This window comes from Flavobacterium plurextorum (assembly GCF_002217395.1).
Lineage (GTDB): Bacteria > Bacteroidota > Bacteroidia > Flavobacteriales > Flavobacteriaceae > Flavobacterium > Flavobacterium plurextorum.
Genome location: NZ_MUHD01000004.1, coordinates 156,936 through 179,658 on the forward strand (window position 1 = coordinate 156,936; position 22,723 = coordinate 179,658).

At 31.7% G+C, this 22,723-nt stretch carries 19 protein-coding genes; 14 read left to right on the forward strand and 5 right to left on the reverse strand.

Annotation, left to right across the window (positions count from 1 at the left end):
* Positions 1–32: 32 nt before the first annotated feature.
* Positions 33–1,292, forward strand: coding sequence for an aminotransferase class I/II-fold pyridoxal phosphate-dependent enzyme (locus B0A81_RS02800; protein WP_089056606.1), 1,260 nt, complete (start codon positions 33–35; stop codon positions 1,290–1,292).
* 124 nt (positions 1,293–1,416) lie between these two features.
* Positions 1,417–1,899, forward strand: coding sequence for a hypothetical protein (locus B0A81_RS02805; RefSeq protein WP_089056607.1), 483 nt, complete (start codon positions 1,417–1,419; stop codon positions 1,897–1,899).
* 93 nt (positions 1,900–1,992) lie between these two features.
* On the opposite strand, the gene B0A81_RS02810 is transcribed toward B0A81_RS02805, so the two are convergent.
* Both B0A81_RS02810 and B0A81_RS02815 read right to left on the reverse strand, forming a co-directional pair.
* Entirely contained in the window at positions 1,993–3,111 is a 1,119-nt protein-coding gene (locus tag B0A81_RS02810; protein WP_089056608.1) for a GTP cyclohydrolase, read from the reverse strand.
* A gap of 51 nt (positions 3,112–3,162) precedes the next feature.
* Positions 3,163–4,131: a transporter gene (locus B0A81_RS02815; RefSeq protein ID WP_089056609.1), complete on the reverse strand. Its 969-nt coding sequence runs from the start codon at positions 4,129–4,131 to the stop codon at positions 3,163–3,165.
* Between the two features lie 124 nt (positions 4,132–4,255).
* Between B0A81_RS02815 and B0A81_RS02820 the strand changes: the two genes are divergently transcribed.
* From B0A81_RS02820 to B0A81_RS02850, 6 genes are all read left to right on the forward strand, one after another.
* On the forward strand, positions 4,256–4,543 hold the full coding sequence (locus B0A81_RS02820) for a DUF4834 family protein (protein WP_089055084.1): 288 nt from the start codon (positions 4,256–4,258) through the stop codon (positions 4,541–4,543).
* Between the two features lie 49 nt (positions 4,544–4,592).
* Positions 4,593–7,028 carry a YfhO family protein gene (locus B0A81_RS02825; protein WP_089056610.1) on the forward strand — a complete coding sequence of 812 codons (2,436 nt, stop codon included), beginning with the start codon at positions 4,593–4,595 and terminating at the stop codon, positions 7,026–7,028.
* A gap of 309 nt (positions 7,029–7,337) precedes the next feature.
* Positions 7,338–8,627, forward strand: coding sequence for a glycosyltransferase family 4 protein (locus tag B0A81_RS02835; RefSeq protein WP_089056612.1), 1,290 nt, complete (start codon positions 7,338–7,340; stop codon positions 8,625–8,627).
* 37 nt (positions 8,628–8,664) lie between these two features.
* Entirely contained in the window at positions 8,665–10,134 is a 1,470-nt protein-coding gene (locus B0A81_RS02840) for an oligosaccharide flippase family protein (RefSeq protein ID WP_089056613.1), read from the forward strand.
* 95 nt (positions 10,135–10,229) lie between these two features.
* Positions 10,230–11,882 carry a mechanosensitive ion channel family protein gene (locus B0A81_RS02845; RefSeq protein WP_089056614.1) on the forward strand — a complete coding sequence of 551 codons (1,653 nt, stop codon included), beginning with the start codon at positions 10,230–10,232 and terminating at the stop codon, positions 11,880–11,882.
* 246 nt (positions 11,883–12,128) lie between these two features.
* Positions 12,129–12,428: a hypothetical protein gene (locus B0A81_RS02850; protein ID WP_089055078.1), complete on the forward strand. Its 300-nt coding sequence runs from the start codon at positions 12,129–12,131 to the stop codon at positions 12,426–12,428.
* 83 nt (positions 12,429–12,511) lie between these two features.
* On the opposite strand, the gene uvrA is transcribed toward B0A81_RS02850, so the two are convergent.
* A complete protein-coding gene (gene uvrA / locus B0A81_RS02855; protein ID WP_089056615.1) occupies positions 12,512–15,307 on the reverse strand; it encodes an excinuclease ABC subunit UvrA in 2,796 nt (931 codons plus the stop codon).
* A 244-nt stretch (positions 15,308–15,551) separates the two neighbouring features.
* On the opposite strand from uvrA, the gene B0A81_RS02860 reads away from it, so the two are divergent.
* The 4 genes from B0A81_RS02860 (at position 15,552) to B0A81_RS02870 (ending at position 19,058) form a co-directional block, all read left to right on the forward strand.
* Positions 15,552–16,244 carry a glycoside hydrolase family 16 protein gene (locus tag B0A81_RS02860; RefSeq protein WP_317044398.1) on the forward strand — a complete coding sequence of 231 codons (693 nt, stop codon included), beginning with the start codon at positions 15,552–15,554 and terminating at the stop codon, positions 16,242–16,244.
* Positions 16,245–16,563: 319 nt separating this feature from the next.
* Positions 16,564–17,148 carry an RNA polymerase sigma factor gene (locus B0A81_RS02865; protein ID WP_089056616.1) on the forward strand — a complete coding sequence of 195 codons (585 nt, stop codon included), beginning with the start codon at positions 16,564–16,566 and terminating at the stop codon, positions 17,146–17,148.
* Positions 17,149–17,198: 50 nt separating this feature from the next.
* Positions 17,199–17,342, forward strand: a complete 144-nt coding sequence (locus B0A81_RS21590) for a hypothetical protein (RefSeq protein WP_165768026.1) — start codon at positions 17,199–17,201, stop codon at positions 17,340–17,342.
* A 651-nt stretch (positions 17,343–17,993) separates the two neighbouring features.
* Positions 17,994–19,058 (forward strand): tetratricopeptide repeat protein, encoded by a 1,065-nt coding sequence (locus B0A81_RS02870; protein WP_089056617.1) that lies wholly within the window; start codon positions 17,994–17,996, stop codon positions 19,056–19,058.
* Positions 19,059–19,121: 63 nt separating this feature from the next.
* Here B0A81_RS02870 and B0A81_RS02875 read toward each other — a convergent pair whose 3' ends face one another.
* Positions 19,122–19,778 carry an endonuclease III domain-containing protein gene (locus tag B0A81_RS02875; protein ID WP_089056618.1) on the reverse strand — a complete coding sequence of 219 codons (657 nt, stop codon included), beginning with the start codon at positions 19,776–19,778 and terminating at the stop codon, positions 19,122–19,124.
* 110 nt (positions 19,779–19,888) lie between these two features.
* Here B0A81_RS02875 and bcp point away from each other — a divergent pair, with 110 nt between their 5' ends.
* Positions 19,889–20,341, forward strand: coding sequence for a thioredoxin-dependent thiol peroxidase (gene bcp, locus B0A81_RS02880; RefSeq protein WP_089056619.1), 453 nt, complete (start codon positions 19,889–19,891; stop codon positions 20,339–20,341).
* A gap of 61 nt (positions 20,342–20,402) precedes the next feature.
* On the opposite strand, the gene B0A81_RS02885 is transcribed toward bcp, so the two are convergent.
* On the reverse strand, positions 20,403–21,863 hold the full coding sequence (locus B0A81_RS02885) for a TonB-dependent receptor (protein WP_089052441.1): 1,461 nt from the start codon (positions 21,861–21,863) through the stop codon (positions 20,403–20,405).
* 90 nt (positions 21,864–21,953) lie between these two features.
* Between B0A81_RS02885 and B0A81_RS02890 the strand changes: the two genes are divergently transcribed.
* Positions 21,954–22,718: an MBL fold metallo-hydrolase gene (locus tag B0A81_RS02890; protein WP_089056620.1), complete on the forward strand. Its 765-nt coding sequence runs from the start codon at positions 21,954–21,956 to the stop codon at positions 22,716–22,718.
* The last annotated feature ends 5 nt before the right edge of the window (positions 22,719–22,723 follow it).

A 22,723-nucleotide genomic window follows, 5' to 3' on the forward strand; every position in this document is an offset into this window, starting at 1 on the left:
TGATTAAGTTAAAAATATTACTACACTATATTATGGTAAAAGATTTATTCGAAAGAATTCAAGAAAATAAAGGACCTTTAGGAAAATGGGCTTCTCAAGCAGAAGGTTATTATGTTTTCCCAAAGTTAGAAGGAGAGTTAGGTCCTAGAATGACATTTCACGGAAAAAATATCCTAAACTGGAGTTTAAATGATTATTTAGGTTTAGCAAATCACCCAGAAGTTCGTAAGGCAGATACTGATGCAGCAATTCAATTTGGAGCAGCTTATCCAATGGGAGCTCGTATGATGTCTGGACACACAACTTACCACGAGCAATTAGAAAATGAATTGGCTTCTTTTGTAATGAAAGAATCTGCTTATTTATTAAATTTTGGTTACCAAGGAATGGTTTCTATCATTGATGCATTGGTTACTAAAAATGACATCATTGTTTATGATGTTGATTCACATGCTTGTATCATTGATGGAGTTCGTTTGCATATGGGTAAACGTTTTACTTACAAGCACAATGATCTTGAAAGTATGGAGAAAAACCTGCAGCGCGCTACAAAAATGGCCGAAGAAACTGGCGGTGGTATCTTGTTTATTACTGAAGGTGTTTTTGGAATGCGTGGACAACAAGGTAAATTGAAAGAAATTGTTGCGATGAAGCAAAAATACAATTTCCGTTTATTAGTTGATGATGCACACGGTTTTGGTACTCTTGGAAAAACAGGTGCTGGAGCAGGTGAGGAGCAGGGAGTTCAAGACGATATTGATGTTTACTTCTCGACTTTTGCAAAATCAATGGCTAATATTGGTGCTTTCGTTGCAGCAGATAAAAATATTATTGATTATTTAAAATACAACTTACGTTCGCAAATGTTTGCTAAAGCGCTTCCGATGATCCAAACAATTGGTTCATTGAAACGTTTAGAATTATTGCGTAATTCATCTTCAATCAAAGATAAACTTTGGGAAAATGTAAATGCATTGCAAAACGGACTTAAAGATAAAGGGTTTAATATTGGTGATACAAACACTTGTATTACACCAGTTTATTTAGAAGGAAGTATTCCTGAAGCAATGGTAATGGTAAACGATTTAAGAGAAAATTACGGTATTTTCCTTTCTATTGTTGTTTATCCAGTTATCCCTAAAGGAATTATTTTGTTAAGAATGATTCCAACAGCTTCACATACTTTAGCTGATATTGAAGAAACATTAACTGCATTTGAAGCGATTCGTGAAAAATTAGTTAGCGGAACTTATAAAGAAATTGCAGAGCGTACAACTGTTGACGTTTCGTAGTTAATTTAAAAAATAATATTTCCTTAAATGGAAATTATGTAAAAAAATCCATTCCGTTATACGAATGGATTTTTTTTATTTGAAGTAACTTTAAATTTGTAATCAGAAAATAAAATGAATAATTATGAAAAAGCTACTTATACTAACGACTCTAATTTTGATTGTTTTTGTTTCTTGTAAAAAAACAGCAGATACAGAGCCGGTTCAAATTGCTCCAAACGCTCCAAAAGAGGTTCAAATAGAAGAACCTGCAGGTGATCAATGTTATGCTTTAAGAGCAAATGGCAATGTGATTGAATTGAGTTTTAATGTAAACTCGCACCAAGAGGTAAATGGAAAATTACATTACAGTATATCTGGAAAAGATAAAAATGAAGGAACTTTAATTGGAAACATGAAAGGCGATACGCTTATCGCTGATTATACTTTTACTTCAGAAGGAGTTTCATCTGTGCGAGAAGTTGCATTCCTGCAAAAAGACGGAGCGTTAATAGAAGGATTTGGAGATGTTATTCAAGCTAATGATAAAGTGACTTTTAAGGATAAAACCAAACTGAAGTTTGATCAAAAAAACACATTGACTAAGACAGATTGTAAAGTAGAATAGTAAAATGTTATTGATACAAAAAATCCATTCGTTTATTGCGAATGGATTTTTTTATGTTTCAAATCAGATATTGATTTTTGTAACTAAAGATCTTTAAAGGTATTTCAAATATGTTTTTCTTTGACAGTGAATTTTTGGATCAAAGTTTTTCCATAGTAAATGAATGGCAGTATTCTCAGCTAATTCTGGAGTTCTGATGCAATTTACAATTCCTTTTTCAGAGAAAGTTTTGAAATATTCATCAAAAATAATTGCCGTAACTCCTTTATTTTGGTAATCAGGATGAACGCCGATAAGATAAAAGACTACATCTTTACTTTTCTTTCTTGCTTTTAAAAGATGAAGAAAACCAAAAGGAAAAAGTTTTCCTTTCGCCTTTTGTAAAGCTTCAGTAAAACTTGGCATAACAATACTGAAAGCTACTAAATTATCATCTTTATCGACTACAAATTTTATATATTCAGGATTGATAAAACTGATGTATTTCTTTTTAAAATACTCCTTCTGAACATCTGAAATTGCAACAAATGAAGCTAATTTTGCATATGATTCATTAAACAAATCAAACATTTTGTCGACATGCGGCATAATATCTTTTGTTTTAGTGAAATTTAAAGCCCTAAGTTCATAACGTTTTTTAATTAAAGCCTGTGCTTTAAGGAAAAATTCTGGTTTTACATTCGAAAAAGGAAATATGCTTTCGATATATTCTTTTTCAACCTGAAAGCCTAGTTTCTCAAAATGAGTTACATAATACGGATTGTTGTACCAAGTAATCATCGTTCCCATTTGATCAAAACCTTCTGTAAGAACACCAACTTTGTCTAAATTAGAGAAACCCATCGGACCTTCTGTATGCTCAAGATTATGTTTTCGTCCTAACTCATATACTTTTTCAAGCAGTGCTTTTGTAACTTCTATGTCATCAATTACATCAAACCATCCAAAGCGAACTTTTCTTTTATGTTGATTATTTACTTCGGTCCAATTGATAATTGCTGTAATTCTTCCCACAATTTCATTGTCTTTATAAGCAAGATAAAAGTAAGCTTCGGCATTATCAAATGCAGGATTTTTTGTTTTATCAAAAGACTCTAGTTCATCAGCAATAATAGGCGGCACCCAATATGGATTGTCTTTGTATAATGAAAACGGAAATTTGATATATTCGGTTAGTTCTTTTTTAGTTTTAGCTTCTTTAATTGTAATCATTAAGGTGGTATTATAAAAAATCCCTTAGTTAGAGAGTTTGGTTATTAAAATTTATTCGTATTTAGCTTTGCGTTTTCTTTCTCTTGCCTGATAATCGATTTCTTTTTCATTGTCAGGATTCTTTTTAGCTCTTTCATTATTTTTAACCTCGATTTGTTTTTCTTTATACCATCCGTCGTAACGCCAAGAAAAACCTACACCGCCATATAAAACGGATGGAGTGTTTTTAAAATTAGTACTTATCGAAGCATCGATCTGCATATTTGGCGATAAAAGATACGCCGCACCGCCGCGAACGATTGCATCGCTGTAGAAATCGCTTTTGTATCCTTGATTTTCAACAAAGCCAGACCATTTAGCATTAAATCCGTGTGTTAAGGTTAATATGTAACCATAACTTGGGTAATCAGTTCCAATATAATCTGCAATAATATTGGTTACAAAAACCCATCTTCCGCCTCCAAAAAGATTTTGTGTTACCAAAGCTACTTTTGGCGAAATTTCGCTGTTAGGAGAGAAATAATAAGGATTGTTTGCGCCAATAAAATTTGCCCCTGCAAACACAGAAACTGCTGGAATTAATTCACGCCATTTAAAACTGCGATTAGCTCTATAGCTGTAGATGTTTACTTCGTCTTTGTAGTTCTTGTAAGGATCATAAATCAAATATTTGGCTCCCAAAACAGTTTGTCTGAAATTATTTTTTTTGTAGCTGGTGTATGGAGTATCAAAGTTTTCCATTTGATATTGCAAATCAACAATAAATTCTAACTGTTCCAGAAAAGCACCATATCTAATAGTAAAATCGGTGCCAAAACCACTCGCGTCGTAGTTTAGTAAATCATGTTTTTCTTTAATGCCATAAACACCAATTTCTGCTTGAATAACAGATTTTCCAACTGCATAAGCAGACATAGTTTCGCCAGGTCTATTTGAGTTTATTACATCAGTATATTGAGCAAAGAAAAATTGTGGTATTAAAAGAAGAGATGTAGAAAGTAAGTTTTTAATTTTCAACATAAATGTATTTTTTGATTAAAAAGCTATAACGCATTTCAAATGTACTATATTTTATTATTTATTTAAGATTGATATTTTAATTTTAAACAATGGATTTATTAATTTTGACAAAAATTATACAATTATGCAAGAAGCATCTTTTTCAGGTTTAATAAAAGCTATATGTTATATAATAGCATTTTATTATATTTTTAAATTTTTAGCTAGAATCTTTTTGCCAGTATTGGTAAAAAAAGCAGTTGAAAAAGCAGGAGAAAATTTTCAGAGACAACAACAATATAGTCAAGATAATTCTTGGCAGCAAACTCGTAACACTACAAAAGATGAGATAATCATCGATACCGCTAATGCAAAAAATCCTCGTGAAACCAAAAAGGTTGGGGACTATGTTGATTACGAAGAAATAGATTAAGTTTGTATCCTAAAAAATAGGATTCATCATTTAACCAAACCTGCCAAAATTGAAAATAGTAAATAAGTTCTATCCGCATGCCCTTGTAATTCTGGGTTTTATTCTTGTATCATTAGTTTATTTTTATCCAGTTCTGCAAGGAAAACAGATTTTTCAGTCAGATATTGCTCAATATACCGGAATGGCAAAAGAGCAGAATGACTTCAGGGCTGCTGAACATACTGAACCTTATTGGACAAATTCTGCTTTTGGAGGAATGCCTACTTATCAGTTAGGAGCAAATTATCCTAATGATTTTATTGGCAAAATTGATGACGTTTTACGTTTTTTACCGCGTCCTGCAGATTATCTGTTTCTATATTTCTTTGGGTTTTATGGTTTGTTATTGGTTTTAAAAACAGATCCATTAAAAGCTTTTATAGGCGCACTTGCCTTTGGTTTCTCAACTTATTTAATTATAATCCTTGGAGTTGGTCATAATGCAAAAGCGCATGCAATTGCATATATGCCGCTGGTTATTGCTGGATTTATACTCGTTTTTCAAAAAAAATATATTTGGGGAGGATTGCTCACCATGTTTGCGGTTGCATTAGAAATTAATGCCAACCACTTTCAAATGACCTATTATTTATTGATTTTCTTATTGATACTTTCAGGTTATTTTGCTTTTACTTTTATAAAGAATAAAGAATATAAACCGTTATTAATTTCAATTGGTACATTGGTTGTAGCGGGAATTTTTGCTATTGGAGCAAATGCCGCTAATTTAATGGCAACCAGCGAATATGCAAAGTATAGTATTCGTGATAAAAGCGAGTTAACTTTTAATCCTGACGGATCTAAAAATGAAACAACTGCATCAATGACAACAGACTATATTACGGAATATAGTTATGGAATTGCTGAAAGTTTAAACTTAATTGCGCCAAGAATTTTTGGTGGTTCCAGTCATGAAAATGTTGGTGTCGACAGCAGAATGTATTCGTTTATGCTAGAGCAGGGAGTACCAGCTAGTCAGGCAGAAGATTTTGTGTCAGGAATGCCGACGTATTGGGGAGATCAACCAATCGTTTCTGCTCCGGCTTATATTGGAGTTGTAGTTTTCTTTTTGGCAGTTTTAGCTTTATTTATTGATGAGAGAAAAATTAAATATGTATTCCTTACCGGAGCATTATTTACATTAGTGCTTTCTTGGGGGAAAAACTTTTCACTGCTGACAGACTTTTTTATCGAATATGTTCCAATGTACGATAAGTTTAGAGCAGTATCTTCTATTCAGGTAATTTTAGAATTATGCTTCCCTGTACTTGCAGTAATGGGATTACAATCTTTCTTTAAAGCTAAAGAAGAACCGAAACTACAGCAAAAAGCTTTAATTCAAACAGGTGTTTTTGGTTTAGGGATCATTGCGATTTTAGTAATTGCAAAAAGTTCTTTCCATTTTACAGGAATGAATGACAAATACTTCTTAGACAGTTATGGACCTGCTTTTGTTGATGCTTTAAAAGAAGATAGAATGTCTCTGTATTCAGCAGATTTACTTCGTTCAGGATTTTTTATTGTAGTTACATTTGGAGTTTTATGGTTATTTATAAAAAATAAATTTTCACAGACTACAGCTTTAATCATTGTTGCCGTATTGATGATTTTTGACTTGTTCTTTGTAGATAAAAAATATGTTTCGGCTAAAGATTTTGTTAGTCCAGTTCAAATTGCAGCTCCATTTCAGGAAACACCTACAGATACACAAATTTTAAAAGATACTTCAGTATATCGTGTTTTTGATCCGCAAGGACAATTGCAGGGAAGATCATCTTATTTTCATAAAACAATTGGTGGATATAGTGCAGTAAGACCTAGAAGAATGCAGCAGTTATATGATTACCAAATTGCCAAAAATAATTTAGAGATACTTAATATGTTGAATGTTAAGTATGTTATTCAAGCAGATAAAGATGGAAATCAAATTCCTACGATTAATCCTGATGCAAATGGAAACGCTTGGTTTGTAAGTTCAGTAAAACTTGTAAATAAACCAGACGATGTAATGAAAGCTTTAAATTATATTGATACTAAAAAAGTTGCAGTATTCAATGTTCGTGAACATGAAGGTAAATTTAGAAATGCCCGATTGAAAAAACAATGGGATACAACTGGAACAATTAAAGTAGTAGAATATAAACCAAACTATATTAAATACCAATCAGATAGTAAAGGCGATGCTTTGGCTGTTTTCTCTGAGATGTATTATAAAAATGGCTGGAATGCTTATGTTGATGGTCAATTGACAGATCATTTTCCTGTTGATTATGTTTTGAGAGCTATGGAAGTTCCTGCAGGAAAACATACAATTGAGTTTAAGTTTGAGCCTCAGGTTATAAAAACTGGAGGAGTAATTAACTTAGCTAGTTCAATAGGAATGATATTGCTTTTAATTGGCGGAATTTATTTTGAACGTAAGAAGTCTCGTGAACAATCTAAGTAATAGGCTTTGGTTTTAAAATGAAACTCTCTAAGATTCTTAAAATTGTTCTTTTTCTCATTTTTGATTTAGTAATATATATTTTTTGCGGAATCTATATGATGGGTTATGATGATTTTTATGATGAAAGTCAAGGAGAATATTTTAGTTTTTCAAGTATGAAAACGGAATATAAAATTGTCTGGACATTTTATAACTTGTGGATAGTTTTAAATTGTTTGCTTTTCCTTTGTATCATTTATAGAGTATTTAAGAAATTAGCTTTGAAATAACGTCTAAATATTTACACTTTTAAACAATAAACAATTTTCCTTGGAACAAAAGAAGCTCTTAATTATTACGTACTATTTTCCACCAGCAGGAGGACCGGGAGTACAGCGTTGGTTGAAATTTGTAAAATATCTTCCTGAATTTGATGTTCAACCTATTGTTTATGTTCCAGAGAATCCAACTTATCCAATTGTAGATGAAGGTTTGGTAAGTGAAATATCTGATAAAGTAATTGTATTAAAGAATAAAATTTGGGAGCCTTATCAATTGGCTTCTATTTTTTCAAAAAATAAAACGAAGAAGATAAGCTCGGGAATTTTTCCGCATAAAAAAAAGCAGACATTTTTAGATAAGACTTTTCTTTGGGTTCGTGGGAATCTTTTTATTCCTGATGCTCGTGTTTTTTGGGTAAAACCTTCTGTTTCCTATCTTGAAAAATATATTAAAGAGAATAATATTGATACAATTGTAACATCTGGACCGCCTCATAGTTTGCATTTAATTGGTTTAGAATTAAAAGAAAAACTAAACGTAAAATGGTTTGCAGATTTTCGTGATCCTTGGACAACGATTGGTTATCACAAATCACTTCGTTTGTCAAATTATGCTGCAAAAAAGCACAAAAATTTAGAACATAAAGTTCTTAATACTGCAGACACTATTATTGTAACAAGTAAAACTACAAAAACAGAATTTCAGGCTATTACTAATAAACCAATATCGGTAATTACAAATGGTTATGATCTTGAGAAAGTAGAGAAAGAACCACTAGACACGAAGTTTACTCTAGCACACATTGGTTCATTTTTATCAGAGAGAAATCCAAAATTTTTATGGGAATGTCTTGTTGAACTAGTTAACGAAATACCTGATTTTAAAAAGCATTTAGAAATTAAATTAATTGGCGCCGTAAGTCAGGAAGTTTTAGATTCGATTGAAGAATTTAAACTGAATGATTATTTGAATCTTTTGGGATATGTTTCGCATCACGAAGCTATAGCACATCAAAAAAAGTCACAGGTTTTACTTTTAATCGAAATAAACTCAGAGGACACTAAAAGTATTATACCAGGAAAATTGTTTGAATACATGGTCTCAAATCGACCAATAATTGCGATTGGTCCGCAAGGTTCTGATTTTGCAGCTATTATTACAGAAACCAATACAGGAGTATTTTTTGATTATTCTGAAAAAGTGAAACTAAAAAGTGTAATTTTGGACTTTTATAATCAATTTTTGGAAGGAAAATTACAATCTTATGGTGTTGGTTTACAGCAATATTCAAGAAAAAACCTTACCAAACAATTAGCACAGTTGATTAAAGAATCATAGTACGCTAAATTTAAAATCTAAATTCATAAATCCGCAAATGGGTATTGTCTTAAATCAGTCTTTCAAAAACACTATTATTACCTATATAGGTTTCGGAATTGGAGCCATTAATACGCTTTATTTGTATCCTGTTTTTTTGGGGGCAACCTTTTATGGTTTGACTAATTATGTGACATCTTGTGCTAATGTAATTATGCCTTTGTTTGCGATTGGAATGCAAAATACTTTAGTCAAATTTTATTCGCAATATAAAACTGAAGAAGAAAAATCCCGTTTTTTATCCTTTACTGTTTTATTTCCTTTGCTGTTAATAATTCCAATTTTACTGATTGGTCTTGTTTTTTATGATGAGATTTTATTCTTCGTGTCAAAAAAGAACGCAATCGTAAAAAGTTATATATGGTTAATACCATTTATAGGCTTATGTATGGCATACTTTGAAATTTTTTATGCCTGGCTGCGAGTAAATATGCATTCTGTTTTTGGAAACTTTGTAAAAGAAGTTGGGTTGCGATTATTTTCATTATTTCTGTTAATAGGCGTTTATTACGATTGGCTTAGCGTAGAAGGTTTTGTGTACGCAACAGCAGGTTTATATTTTTTGGCATTCTTGATAACCATGTTATATGCATTCAGCATTCAGAAACCAACCTTTCAGTTTACAATACCAACAAATACGAAAGAAATATTAATATATACCTTTTATATTATTTTATCAGGAAGTGTTGCTAATTTGCTTTTAGATGGTGATAAAATGATGTTGAATCAATATATGCAGATTGAAAATATTGCTTTCTATTCTGTAGCGACTTACATTGCTTTGGTAATTTCGGTGCCAAGTCGTGCGATGCATCAAATTGTTTATCCGATAACGGCAAAATTAATGCATGAAAATAAGTATGATGAATTGAATATACTTTATAAAAAAACTTCTATCAATTTACAAATGGTAGGCGGATTTGTAATGCTGTGTATTTTCGTCAACATTAATCAGCTTTACGAATTAGTGCCTAAAGAATACAGCGGAGGAATTTCAGTTGTATTTATGATTGGTTTATCAAAATATTTCGACCTGATTTTAGGAAACAATAACGCCATTATTTTTAATACAAAATACTACCGAATGGTTTTGTATCTTGGATTGATGCTTGTAGTTCTTACTGTCATTTTAAACATGATTTTTATTCCAATTTTTGGAATCTTCGGTTCTGCTTTTGCAACTTTATTATCAATCACCTTATATAGTTTAGCAAAACTGCTTTTTGTGGTAAAGAAACTTCATTTGTATCCTTTTACAAAAGAAACAGTTTCATCAATTGTGTTAACTTTTGTACTGTTTCTATTGTTTTATTTCTGGGAATTTCCATTTTATCAATTGATTAGTATTGCTTTGAAATCAATTTTGGTAACCATTTTATATGTATACCTGAATTATAAGTTTAATATTTCACCGGATATTAATAAAGTAATCGATACGATTTTAAAGAAAATAGGAATTAAAATTTAACGCGATTTTATTGCGAAACAGCAAAGTAATTTAAATTTGAATCTATTTTGTTTTTATATTTGTTAGAAAGGATATTCATTTACAGCTGACATCATATGAAAAAGAAATTACTTTGTTTTTTAGCGATTTTCATTGTTTTATTTTCATCATTTGCTTTTACTCAAAAAGACAGCCTGCATACATCAAAAAATGCTGAAGTTGAACTAAAACAAGTAAAATATCCTGTAAATCCTTTCAAGGACACTTTATTCTTTGTTTATAATAAAGTAGGTTCTTTTTCTGCCGAAAGCAGAGCGAAAGCGATTACCGAAAAAATAAGAAAACTTTACGAAGATTCGCTTTTTGATTCAGATTCGCTTGTAATCAGTCCTTCAGATATTTCACAAGATATAGTATACAAAGATGATTTTATCATTATGTCAATTCTTGACGTTGATGCAAAGGCCGAAAATCAAACACAGGAGTTTATTGCAAAACGTAATTTATCTATAATAAAAAAGGCGATAATTTATCAAAATGAGAACTATTCGATGCTGCCAAAAAGACTTGGGTACACAGCTTTGTTGATTTTGATTATTGGAAGTATCTTGTATTTTGTTGGTAAACTTTTTAACCGAGTAAAACTCTATATTCTAAAAAATAGCGACAAGTATTTTAAAGGCTTTAATTATAATAATATTAAAATTTTATCGCCTCAAAAGCAACAGGCACTCGTAATGCAGTTGTATAGTTTTGTAAAAGGAATTGTTCTTGTTTTAATAGTTTACCTTTCACTTCCGCTGTTATTTAGTATTTTTCCGGCTACAGAAGCGTATACTACAACATTACTGCGCTGGATTCTAACGCCGGCAAAATTGGCCGTTATGGGCTTTATTGATTTTCTGCCAAGTTTAGTTACCATCATAGTTATTGTTGTTATTTTTAGATATGCTATAAAGGTGATTAAGTTCTTTTTTGAAGAAATTAAAAAAGAGAATATTAAAATTGACGGTTTCTATAATGATTGGGCAATGCCGACATTTAATATCGTTAGATTCCTATTGCTTGCCTTTATGGTCGTTATTATCTTTCCGTATTTACCTGGTTCAGAATCACCAATTTTCAAAGGAGTATCTGTATTTGTCGGGGTTTTATTTTCATTAGGTTCTTCAAATGCAATTGCCAATATGGTTGCAGGTTTGGTAATTACTTATATGCGTCCGTTTAAAATTGGTGATTTTATAAAAATTGGAGATGTAAGCGGTGAAGTAATCGAGAAAACAGCTCTGGTTACTAGAATTAGAACGCCTAAATTTGAAGACATTACAATCCCAAACTCAACAGTTTTATCAAGTACTTCAACCAATTACTCGTCAAACACGAAACAAGTTAATAATGGCTTATTAATTCATACTACAGTTACAATTGGGTATGACGTTCCTTGGAAAGACATTCATAAGGCTTTAATAGATGCGGCGTTAAAAACACAAATGATTGAGCAGACACCGCCGCCGTTTGTTTTACAAACTAGTTTAGATGACTTTTATGTGTCGTATCAGATAAACGTTTATACAAAAGAACCTACAAAACAGCCATTGATTTATTCTTCATTACATCAAAATATTCAAGACTCCTTTAATGAAGCCGGAATCGAAATTATGTCTCCACATTATAGTGCTTTACGAGACGGTAATACGACAACTATACCAGAAAATTATTTAAAGAGTGATTATAAACCTTCATCATTCAATATTAGAAATAAAGATTAATTTATTGTTAATGTATTGATATACTGTTTTAAAGAATTAATTTTAACAGTTGTTTATTTTGTAGTTTTAATTTTAAAATATAATTTTAGGTTAAATTTTTGGCTTTCCAGTTTATTGAAAAAGAACTAAATGGTTTAATAAAATATAAAAGGCTCTGCTGATGTTTGTTTTTGAATGCAGTACTTAATTGGGAATTGTTGAGAATTTAGGAAATTTCGCATACAGACTAAACCAAAATGAAGGATTATGAAAAACAATCAGCTCAGTCCGGAACAAAGTGTACAGGTGTTTTCGAATATGATTTCAAACAAAGTTCATAACGGATTTGTATTAGAAGAGAGAAATGATGAATTACTTTTCGCAGTTCTTTCAAAGGGCGGAAAAGCAGTTAACCACGGTTTGAATTTTATTATTTTTTGTTTAACCCTCGGATTATGGTCATTTGCATGGCTGTATCTTACAATCGAGGCCTCAAAACAGAAAAAAGTACTAGTTGCCATCGATGAAGATGGTTTTCCTTTTGAAGAAAAATGTTTATTGGCATAAACATTCCTAATTTTAAAATAACAAAGCCATAAATTATAGCATAAGCTGATATAATTTATGGCTTTTTTTTGAACTGTCGAAAACTACAGTTTATCTTTCAAGTAAATTCCAGTAACCGATTCTTTTACTTTAACAATCTCTTCAGGAGTTCCTGCTGCTAATAAATGACCGCCATTTTCACCGCCTTCAGGTCCCAAATCTATAATCCAGTCCGCACATTTAATTAAATCAAGATTATGTTCAATTACAATTATCGAATGTCCTTTTTCGATTAAAGCGTCAAATGAAGCCATTAATTTTTTAATGTCATGAAAATGAAGTCCGGTTGTGGGTTCGTCAAAAACAAATAGAGCTTTGTCTTTTGTTGCTCCTTTTACTAAAAATGAAGCCAATTTAATACGCTGTGCTTCACCACCCGAAAGAGTAGAAGATGATTGTCCTAATTGAACATATCCTAAACCAACATCTTGTAAAGGCTGTAATTTTTGCGTGATTTTTGTCTGCTTGTTTTTTTCGAAAAAAGCAATAGCATCATCAATAGTCATCGTAAGAATATCGTTGATGTTTTGACTGTCGAAAGCAACTTCTAGAATTTCTTTTTTGAATCGTTTTCCTCCGCAGGTTTCACAAGGCAGAGAAACATCGGCCATAAATACCATTTCAACATTTATAGAACCTTCTCCTTTACATGTTTCACAGCGTCCGCCGTCAACATTAAAAGAGAAATGTTTCGCCTGATAACCTCTTATTTTTGATAATTTTTCTTTAGCATACAAATCACGAATATCATCATAAGCCTTTATGTAAGTCACAGGATTTGATCTGGAACTCCTTCCAATCGGATTTTGATCTACATATTCAATATGTTTTATTTGCGAGAAAGAGCCTTTAATTTCACTAAACTGTCCTGCTTTTTCTGCAGCATTTTCCAGTTTTTTCTGCATGGCAGGAAATAGAATTTTCTTAATCAAAGTACTTTTTCCACTTCCTGAAACTCCAGTTACAACAGTTAAAATATCTAAAGGAAAAGTAACATTTATATTCTTTAAGTTATTCTCTCTTGCACCAATAATATCAATATGATTTTTGAATTTTCTTCTTCTCTGTGGAACTGAAATCTCTAAATCTCCATTCAAATACTTAGAAGTAAGCGAATCTGATTTTAGGATTTCTTCATAAGTTCCTTGAGCTACAAGTTTTCCTCCAAAAGTTCCTGCTTCAGGACCAATATCAATAATCATATCTGCCGCTTTCATGATATCTTCATCGTGTTCTACCACAATTACAGTGTTACCTAAATCACGAAGCGAAAGTAAAACCTTAATTAGCCTTTCAGAATCTTTTGGATGCAGTCCAATACTAGGTTCGTCTAGAATGTACATCGATCCAACCAAACTGCTTCCTAGCGAAGTAGCTAGATTAATACGCTGCGATTCTCCTCCCGAAAGTGTCGAAGAGTTTCTATTTAAGGTAAGATAATCTAAACCAACTTCGGTTAAAAACGATAAACGATTATTGATTTCGACCATCAAACGTTTTGCAATTTGCTGCTCGTAAGTATTTAAATCGATGTTTTTGAAAAAAGTAACTAAATGTTTAATAGGTAAATCAACCAAATCTGAAACCGTTTTTCCGTTGATTTTTACATATGAAGCTTCCTCGCGAAGACGTTTTCCGCGACAAGCGTGACATTTCGTTTTTCCGCGGTAACGCGACAGCATTACACGATTTTGTATTTTATAGTTTTTCTCTTCAAGTTCTTTAAAAAAGCTGTTTAGACCTTGAAAGTATTGATTTCCTGTCCAAATTAAGTCTTTTTGACTGTCAGAAAGTTCGAAATAAGGTTTGTGAATTGGGAAATCAAATTTGTAAGCATGTTTCACTAATTCATCTTTGTACCAGCTCATACTTTCGCCTCGCCAAGGATAAATTGTGCTTTCAAAAATAGAAAGCGAAGTATTAGGGACAACCAAATCGGCATCGATGCCAATTATATTTCCGTAACCTTCACAAACAGGACAAGCGCCATACGGATTATTAAAGCTGAATAAGTGAACATTTGGTTCAAGAAAAGTAATACCGTCTAATTCGAAATTATTAGAATAGGAAAATCGTTTATCTGAGCCCAATTCCTGAAGATAACAAATTCCTTTTCCTTCAAAAAAAGCAGTTTGAACAGCATCAGCAAGACGATTGTAAAACTCTTCCTCTTCCTTTACAACAATACGATCAATAATTAATAAAATATCTTTATTGTCTAATTGATGTAGGTTCTCTGCAGAAAATTCATCCAAACGCACCATTTCATTTTCGACCAGAATACGAGCAAAACCTTGTTGTAATAATACTTTAAGTTTATCTTCTAGCTGTCGTCCTTCTTCAAGATGAATAGGAGCAAGAAGCAGCCATTTACTGTCGATTTCTAATGTTTTTACATCAGAAACAACATCAGAAACAGTGTTTTTTTTAACTTCCTGACCAGAAATAGGAGAATAAGTGCGTCCGATTCTGGCAAACAAAAGTTTAATATAATCATAGATTTCTGTAGAGGTTCCAACAGTAGAACGAGCATTTGTAGTATTAACTTTTTGCTCGATTGCAATTGCCGGCGCAATACCTTTAATGTATTCTACTTTAGGTTTGTCTAAACGTCCCAAAAACTGACGTGCGTATGAAGATAAACTTTCTACATAACGACGTTGTCCTTCGGCATATAAAGTATCAAATGCTAAACTTGATTTTCCTGATCCTGAAAGACCGGTAATTACAACAAGTTTATTTCGCGGAATAGCAACATCTACATTTTTTAAATTATGTACTTGTGCTCCTTTTATTATAATATTTTGTTTTGGGTCGAGTGTAGAAAGATCGATTTGCATAAAAAATGTCAATTTTTACAAAAGTAATCAATTTTGAATTGAGTTTAGTTAAGGATATTGTTCCAAATTTTAACAGAATCACATTGTTAGCTCCGAATTTTTGTCGCAAAGTTTTTCGATTATAAAGCTGCTATTGTTTACGAAATATTCTATTTTAGAACAGTTTTAAAAATTTATAAAGTAATAGTTATGAATAAAGTAGTTCTATTAATGCTCTTTTGCAGTTTAAGAAGTAAAAAGAAAATTGGTATGGGAAGAAAGTTTTTATAAGAAAAAGATAAATGAAAAATTTTGGAATTTTGAGCTTGGAGACGGCTGTCCAAATTCATGTGGTTTTGGTAACAATGAAAGGCAGATTTATACTAAAACGAATCATGAAATAAAAGACGGTAATTTGGTAATCGAAGCCAGAAAAGAGGGAAATAAATATACTTCGACAAAAATTACAACCAAAGGTAAAAAAGAGTTTAAGTACGGCAGAATAGAAGCAAGGGCAAAATTGCCCGTAGGACAAGGTATATGGCCTGCTTTCTGGATGCTTGGTGCTAATATTGACGAAGTGCAATGGCCAAAAAGCGGTGAAATTGATATTTTAGAATATATAGGCAGAGATCCTCACATGGTTTACACAACGCTTCATACGCAAGACAGTCACGGAAATACAATTAATACCAAAAGAACTGAGTTTTTAAATATTGAAGAAGGTTATCATGTGTATGCTATTGAGTGGGATAAAGATAAAATTGAATTTTTTGTAGATAAAACTTTAGTTTATACCTTTAATCCTTCTATAAAAAATGAAGATACCTGGCCTTTTGATAATCCATTTTATATTATTTTGAATTTGGCAGTTGGAGGAAATTTTGGAGGCCCAGAAGTAGACGATGCTATTTTTCCGCAAAAGTTTTATATAGATTACGTAAGAGTATATCAATAAAAAACTAACCGCGAAATTTAGAAATAATGCAGATTTGAGCAGTGTAAATATTTAATTGTAAGTTATTTACGCTTGTTTTTGAAAAGCATTAAACTTACTAAAATTTCCATTTTTTTTAATGATTTAAAACAAAATAGAACGATGTGTTAAAAAACTTAACGGTAAAATGTTAATTATTATTGCATTTGTTTGCTTTTTAAAATAATAATTTGTTAAATTTGGTCACAATATTAACATTATAAAAAAGATACGCCTATACAATAAAATTACTTTTTAGAAAATTTACTCCAAAATTATAGAACCTAAAAAAGTAAGTATTATGGCTGATCTGCATATTCCAGACGCTCTATTAGTGAAAAATTATGTCGAAGGCAACGAAGGTGCTCTTGCGACATTGATAAAAAGACACGAATCTAAGATATATGGTTTTATATATTCGAAGATTGCTGATAGAGATATTTCAAACGATATTTTTCAAGACACTTTCATTAAAGTTATCAAAACTTTAAAAAGCAATTCATATAATGAAGAAGGTAAGTTTTTGCCTTGGGTTATGCGTATATCACACAACTTAATTGTAGATCATTTTCGCAAAACTAAAAAAATGTCAATGTATAGAGAAACCGAAGAGTTTTCGATTTTCTCAATTATGTCTGATGATTCCTTAAACATCGAGAGCAAAATGATTTTAGATCAGGTTGAAGTAGATTTAAAAAGGTTAATCGAGGAGCTGCCTGACGATCAAAAAGAAGTTTTGGTAATGAGAATGTATCAGGACATGAGTTTTAAAGAAATTTCCGAGTTAACAGATGTAAGTATTAATACTGCATTAGGAAGAATGCGTTATGCATTGATGAATTTGAGAAAAATTATCGATAAACATCAAATTATTTTGACCAACTAATACTATTTTGAATATAAGCTCGTTATACTATTATAAAACATTTTATTGGTATGGCGAAAATTTACTCAAAAAAAGCAGCAGCTGCTAAAGATTTAAAACCTAAAAAAGAAGTAATTTCTTTTTTGTTGAATTATTCACAAGCTTTAACTGTTGTGAAAATTGAAAATAAAAGTTTTGAAATTATAGCAAATTAAACAGCCCGCTTGCCCAGTCGGATGTTTATTTCGAAAGAAAACCAAATGGTCGTTTTGGTTGAAAGCTCACTATTTGTATGTAAATACAGATAGTGAGTTTTTTATTTTATAAAACTTAGCTTTAATTGATTGAATCAACCTGAAGATTCTAAATTTTAATTGACAAAAAAGCTATTTAAGTCTCTTTTACTTCATAAACAATATCAGATTTTTTGTATAGTTTTATTCGGTATTGTTAAAATTTCATATTTTGATCGGGTTTTGTTTATTTATTCGAGATTTAATTTTAGTTTAGTTAAAAAGTATTGTTTATTTCATTTTTATTATTAAAATATCAAGTTTTTATTATTAAAGTTCAAAAGCTGGTTTTTAAATAGAAATGTTAATATTTAAGAAAAAAGTTTAACCCAAATCACCAATAATCTATGGAAAAAAATTACGCTTCGTTGTTTTGTTTGTTGTAAGTCAGGTAGATAATGGCAGAATTATTAATTGATTTCTGCTGTACTTTTGATGGAAGAAGAGTTTTTTGTTTTTTTAATATGCGTACCAGAGTGTATTAAATAAAAGTTTTAGTGTCTTTTTTTGATGCTCATTCTTTTAATAAACAGCCATTAAGTCTATTTAACAACCAAACCAAACTAACCAAAAATGAAAAGAAAACTAATCATGTTATCAACTTTGCTATTGATAACAATTGGAGCATTTGCTCAAAAAGATAGAATAAAAGAAGCGCAGTCCTTGTATGAGAAAGGAAAAAGCCAAGAAGCTTTGACTATTTTAAATAAAACAGAATATCTTATACTCAATGCTTCTGATGAAGATAAATCTGATTATTACTTTTTAAAAGGAAATGTATTAAAGGATTTAGCTGGAAAAAACATTGATGCAGCTAATAATTTTACATTGGCATCACAAGCTTATCAGGATGTGTTTTTGTATGAAAACGAATCAGGCAAATTTAAGTTTACTATCAAAGCAAATTTGGCACTAAAAGAAATGAAATCTAATTTGGTCAATGGAGCAATGACAGATTTTAATGCCGGTAAATTTAAAGAAAGTGCAGAGAAAAGTTATAAGGTTTATTTGTTTGATAAAAAAGATACACTGAACTTATTTAATGCAGCATCTTCATCAGTAAATGCCAAGGATTTTGATTCGGCGATAAGATATTACGAGCAGCTAAAAAAAATTAACTTTTCAGGAAAAGGAGTTTTGTACTACGCAACAAACAAGAAAACAAAAGAAGAAGATATGTTTGTTTCGCCAAAAGCCCGAGAAGCCGCTATTCAGCAAGGAGTTTACGAAAAGCCAAGAACAGAATCTGTTCCATCAAAAAAGATTGAAATTAATAATAACCTGGCTTATTCTTATCTCGAAAAGAAAGACTATTCTAAAGCTGAAATGATTTATAATTATGTTTTGGAATTGAATCCGAATTATATCGACGCTTATATAAATTTAGCCTACTTAAAATTGCAGCAGAAAAAAGATTTATCTGATGAAATATCGGCTTTAGGAACCACGCCTGCAGAAATGAAGAAATATGATAAATTGAGTGCTGTAAAAGATGATGTAACCCGCAGTGCGATTCCGTATTTAAAGAAAGTGCTTACTATTGAACCAAAAAATTCAGAAGCTACAAAAACGCTTTTAGGAGTTTACAGATCGCTTGATATGACAAAAGAATATAATGCGTTAAAAGGCAGTATGTAATTTTTAAGGTGTAAAGAAATAAAGATAAAAAAGGCACAAAGGTTTTAAACTTTGTGCCTTTTTCTATTTTGTCACTTTTGTCATTTCTTCAATAATCGATTTTTTTCCAACTGTTTTTGTTATAATGTCTTTTTCTAAACTCCAGCCTCGAGCAGGCGAATATTCACGTCCATACCAAATAATCTGTAAGTGCAGATCATTCCATATTTCTTTAGGGAACAATCGTTTAGCATCTTTTTCAGTTTGCGTAACATTTTTTCCATTCGAAAGATTCCATCTGTACATCAATCTATGTATATGTGTATCTACAGGAAAGGCGGGAACTCCAAAAGCTTGAGACATTACAACACTCGCTGTTTTATGACCAACAGCTGGTAATTCTTCTAGTGCTTCAAAACTTTGCGGAACTTCACCATTGTGTTTTTCAATTAAAATTTCAGACAAACCATGAATTCCTTTAGATTTCATTGGAGATAAACCGCATGGTCGAATGATTTCTTTGATTTCTTCTACAGACATTTTTACCATATCATACGGATTGTCAGCTTTTGCAAACAAAAGAGGAGTAATTTGATTGACACGAACATCAGTACATTGTGCCGAAAGTAATACAGCGATTAATAAAGTATAAGGATCTTTATGATCAAGCGGTACAGGTATAGTAGGGTAGAGTTCTTTTAAAGTGTTTATAACAAATTGCACGCGAGCTTCTTTATTCATTTCCTTATTTTTAAAGACGTAAAAATAATGAATTATAAGTTATGAGTTAAGAGTTGTCGTTATCTTTGTTTAATCAATAATCTGAAATTTAAAATTTAAAATAAAAAGATATGACAACATTAAAAGCCGGCGATAAAGCACCAAGTTTTTCAGGAATAGATCAAGACGGGAAGTTACATAAACTAGCAGATTATACTGGAAAAAAATTAGTAGTTTTCTTTTATCCAAAAGCAAGTACACCTGGATGTACGGCTGAAGCTTGTGATTTGAGAGATAATTTTGAACGTTTTAAAGCTAATAATTATGAGCTTTTGGGTGTGAGTGCAGATAGTCAGAAAGCACAATTAAAATTTAAAGATAAATACGAATTTCCTTTTCCGTTATTGGCAGATGAAGATAAATCGGTAATCAATGCATTTGGAGTTTGGGGACCAAAAAAGTTCATGGGAAGAGAATATGACGGAATTCACAGAACAACTTTCGTAATTAATGAACAGGGAATTATTGAAGAAGTAATCGAAAAAGTAAAAACAAAAGAACACGCTGCACAGATTTTGAAATAGTATTATTGTGGTAAAATTAAAAGCTAGAACAAAAAAAAGTCCCAATAAGGGACTTTTTTAATTAAGCATTTTGTTCTAATTCTGTTTGAGGATGATATCCAAACAAGTGGTGTTCTTTTATAATTTCTGCAATACCCGGCGGAAGCATATGTTCCCATCCCTTTTTGCCTTGATTGATCATTTTTAAAATCTCGCGAGAAAAAACCTCTAAGTTGTGCGGGTCGTAATCTGTAATGTCAACCACTTTTCCGTTGAATTTGAAGAACTTGTAAAGTTCTTTCATTCTAGGATGTACTTTTAAATTAGTTGAATTCATTAATTCTCCATTTTCATCCAGCATTGGATAAAGGAAAACTTTCATATCTCTGTAGAATAATTTTCCGAAAGCCTCTAGAATTCCACCGCTTAAGTGTCTGTAATACTTCTCGTCAAAAATATCGACAAGGTTATTTACACCCATTGCTAATCCCATACGAGCTTTGGTATAGTTAGCAAAATATTCAACCACTTTATAGTATTCTTGGAAATTCGAAATCATTACCGTTTGACCAAGTGAGCAAAGTAATTCGGCTCTGTCCATAAAGTCGCGTTCGTCGATTTCACCGTCAGAACGTAAATTCGAAAGTGTAATTTCGAAAATAACCAATGTATTATCTTTTTCAACTTTGTTTTCTTCAAGAAACATCTTCAACGATTTCTCGTACATGTCCATGTTTACCTTTGTAACCGGGCGAAAACTTCCTCTTAAAGCTAAAAGGTTCTTTTTGTACAAAATGGCAGCCGGCAAAATGTTTTTTCCTTCAGGATTAAACATAACCGCGTCAGTCATTCCGTTTTTAACCAATTGTAAGCTCATCAAACGATTGTCAACATCAGCAAAACGAGGACCAGAGAAATTGATAGTATCGATTTCTAATTGATCTTTGTCTAAGTGATCGTATAAATATCGAAGTAAACGTTTTGGATCATTATATTTGTAAAAAGCACCGTAAATTAAGTTTACACCTAAAATTCCTAGTGTTTCTTGTTGTAATCTAGCGTCAGTTTCTCTAAAACGAATGTGAAGAATAATTTCGTTATAAGCTTCGTCTGGTTCAATTTGGTATCTAATTCCTACCCAGCCGTGTCCTTTAAATTGTTTCGCAAAATCTATAGTTGCAACTGTATTTGCATAACTAAAGAAAAGTTTTGTGGGATGTTTTTCTCTGCTTAAACGCTCTTCGATGATTTGTCCTTCGAGAGTTAACATCTTTTTTAAACGTTCTTCGGTTACGTAACGGCCGTCAGTTTCAATTCCGTAAATAGCATCACTAAAATCTTTGTCATAGGCAGACATAGCTTTTGCAATAGTTCCTGAAGAACCTCCGGATCTGAAAAAATGTCTAACTGTCTCTTGTCCAGCGCCAATTTCTGCAAATGTTCCGTAAATGTTTTCGTTTAAATTAATGCGTAAAGCTTTGTCTTTTATAGAGGGAATCTGTTCGATGACCTTGTCACCTTTGAGTTTTATTTCTGTACCCATTTTATTTTAAATAGATTTGTTACAAAGTTAGTAAATTAGGCTTCTAATGAAAGAGAAATAATCCTATTTTTGTAAAAAAATTAAGTTCAATTGAAGGTCTATTTTTTAGGTACTGGTACTTCTCAAGGCATTCCGATTATCGGAGTGGATCATCCTGTTTGCAAAAGCACTGACGCTAAGGACAAAAGGCTCCGAGTATCCATTTGGATTACTTGGAACGAGCACTCATTTGTAATCGATTGCGGTCCTGATTTCAGACAGCAAATGCTTTCCTGCGGATGTCGTAAACTCGACGCTATTTTATTTACGCATGAACACGCAGATCATACTGCAGGTTTAGACGATATTCGTCCGTTTAATTTTAGACAGGGCGAAATTCCAATTTACGGACATGAGCGTGTGTTAGGTAATTTAAGACGCCGTTTTGATTATGTTTTCGAAACGGTAAATAAATATCCCGGCGCACCAAGCGTTAAAACTATCGAAGTCGAAAATGACAAACCTTTTGCCGTTGGTGATAAAATAGCGATTCCAATAAATGTAATGCACGGTGATTTGCAGGTTTTTGGATATAGAATCGATGATTTTGCTTATCTAACAGATGTAAAAACAATTGAAACTGCCGAAGTCGAAAAACTTAAAGGATTAAAAGTTTTAGTTGTGAATGCTTTACGTGTTGAGCCTCACGATACACATTTTAACTTACAAGAAGCACTTGATTTTATTAATCTCGTAAAACCCGAAAAGGCTTATTTAACACATATCAGCCATGTTTTAGGTTTTCATGAAGAAGTACAGAAACAACTGCCCGAAAATGTATTCCTGGCTTACGATAACTTAGAAATTACAATTTAATTATT

What these genes read in the sequence shown, in the direction of transcription:
- B0A81_RS02840 (WP_089056613.1), top strand. Translation starts at nt 8,665, where the DNA reads ATGGGTATTGTCTTAAATCAGTCTTTCAAAAACACTATTATTACCTAT.
- B0A81_RS02875 (WP_089056618.1), bottom strand. Translation starts at nt 19,778, where the DNA reads ATGAATAAAGAAGCTCGCGTGCAATTTGTTATAAACACTTTAAAAGAA.
- B0A81_RS02885 (WP_089052441.1), bottom strand. Translation starts at nt 21,863, where the DNA reads ATGGGTACAGAAATAAAACTCAAAGGTGACAAGGTCATCGAACAGATT.
- B0A81_RS02805 (WP_089056607.1), top strand. Translation starts at nt 1,417, where the DNA reads ATGAAAAAGCTACTTATACTAACGACTCTAATTTTGATTGTTTTTGTT.
- B0A81_RS02815 (WP_089056609.1), bottom strand. Translation starts at nt 4,131, where the DNA reads ATGTTGAAAATTAAAAACTTACTTTCTACATCTCTTCTTTTAATACCA.
- uvrA (WP_089056615.1), bottom strand. Translation starts at nt 15,307, where the DNA reads ATGCAAATCGATCTTTCTACACTCGACCCAAAACAAAATATTATAATA.
- B0A81_RS02850 (WP_089055078.1), top strand. Translation starts at nt 12,129, where the DNA reads ATGAAAAACAATCAGCTCAGTCCGGAACAAAGTGTACAGGTGTTTTCG.
- B0A81_RS02870 (WP_089056617.1), top strand. Translation starts at nt 17,994, where the DNA reads ATGAAAAGAAAACTAATCATGTTATCAACTTTGCTATTGATAACAATT.
- B0A81_RS02820 (WP_089055084.1), top strand. Translation starts at nt 4,256, where the DNA reads ATGCAAGAAGCATCTTTTTCAGGTTTAATAAAAGCTATATGTTATATA.
- bcp (WP_089056619.1), top strand. Translation starts at nt 19,889, where the DNA reads ATGACAACATTAAAAGCCGGCGATAAAGCACCAAGTTTTTCAGGAATA.
- B0A81_RS21590 (WP_165768026.1), top strand. Translation starts at nt 17,199, where the DNA reads ATGGCGAAAATTTACTCAAAAAAAGCAGCAGCTGCTAAAGATTTAAAA.
- B0A81_RS02845 (WP_089056614.1), top strand. Translation starts at nt 10,230, where the DNA reads ATGAAAAAGAAATTACTTTGTTTTTTAGCGATTTTCATTGTTTTATTT.
- B0A81_RS02865 (WP_089056616.1), top strand. Translation starts at nt 16,564, where the DNA reads ATGGCTGATCTGCATATTCCAGACGCTCTATTAGTGAAAAATTATGTC.
- B0A81_RS02800 (WP_089056606.1), top strand. Translation starts at nt 33, where the DNA reads ATGGTAAAAGATTTATTCGAAAGAATTCAAGAAAATAAAGGACCTTTA.
- B0A81_RS02810 (WP_089056608.1), bottom strand. Translation starts at nt 3,111, where the DNA reads ATGATTACAATTAAAGAAGCTAAAACTAAAAAAGAACTAACCGAATAT.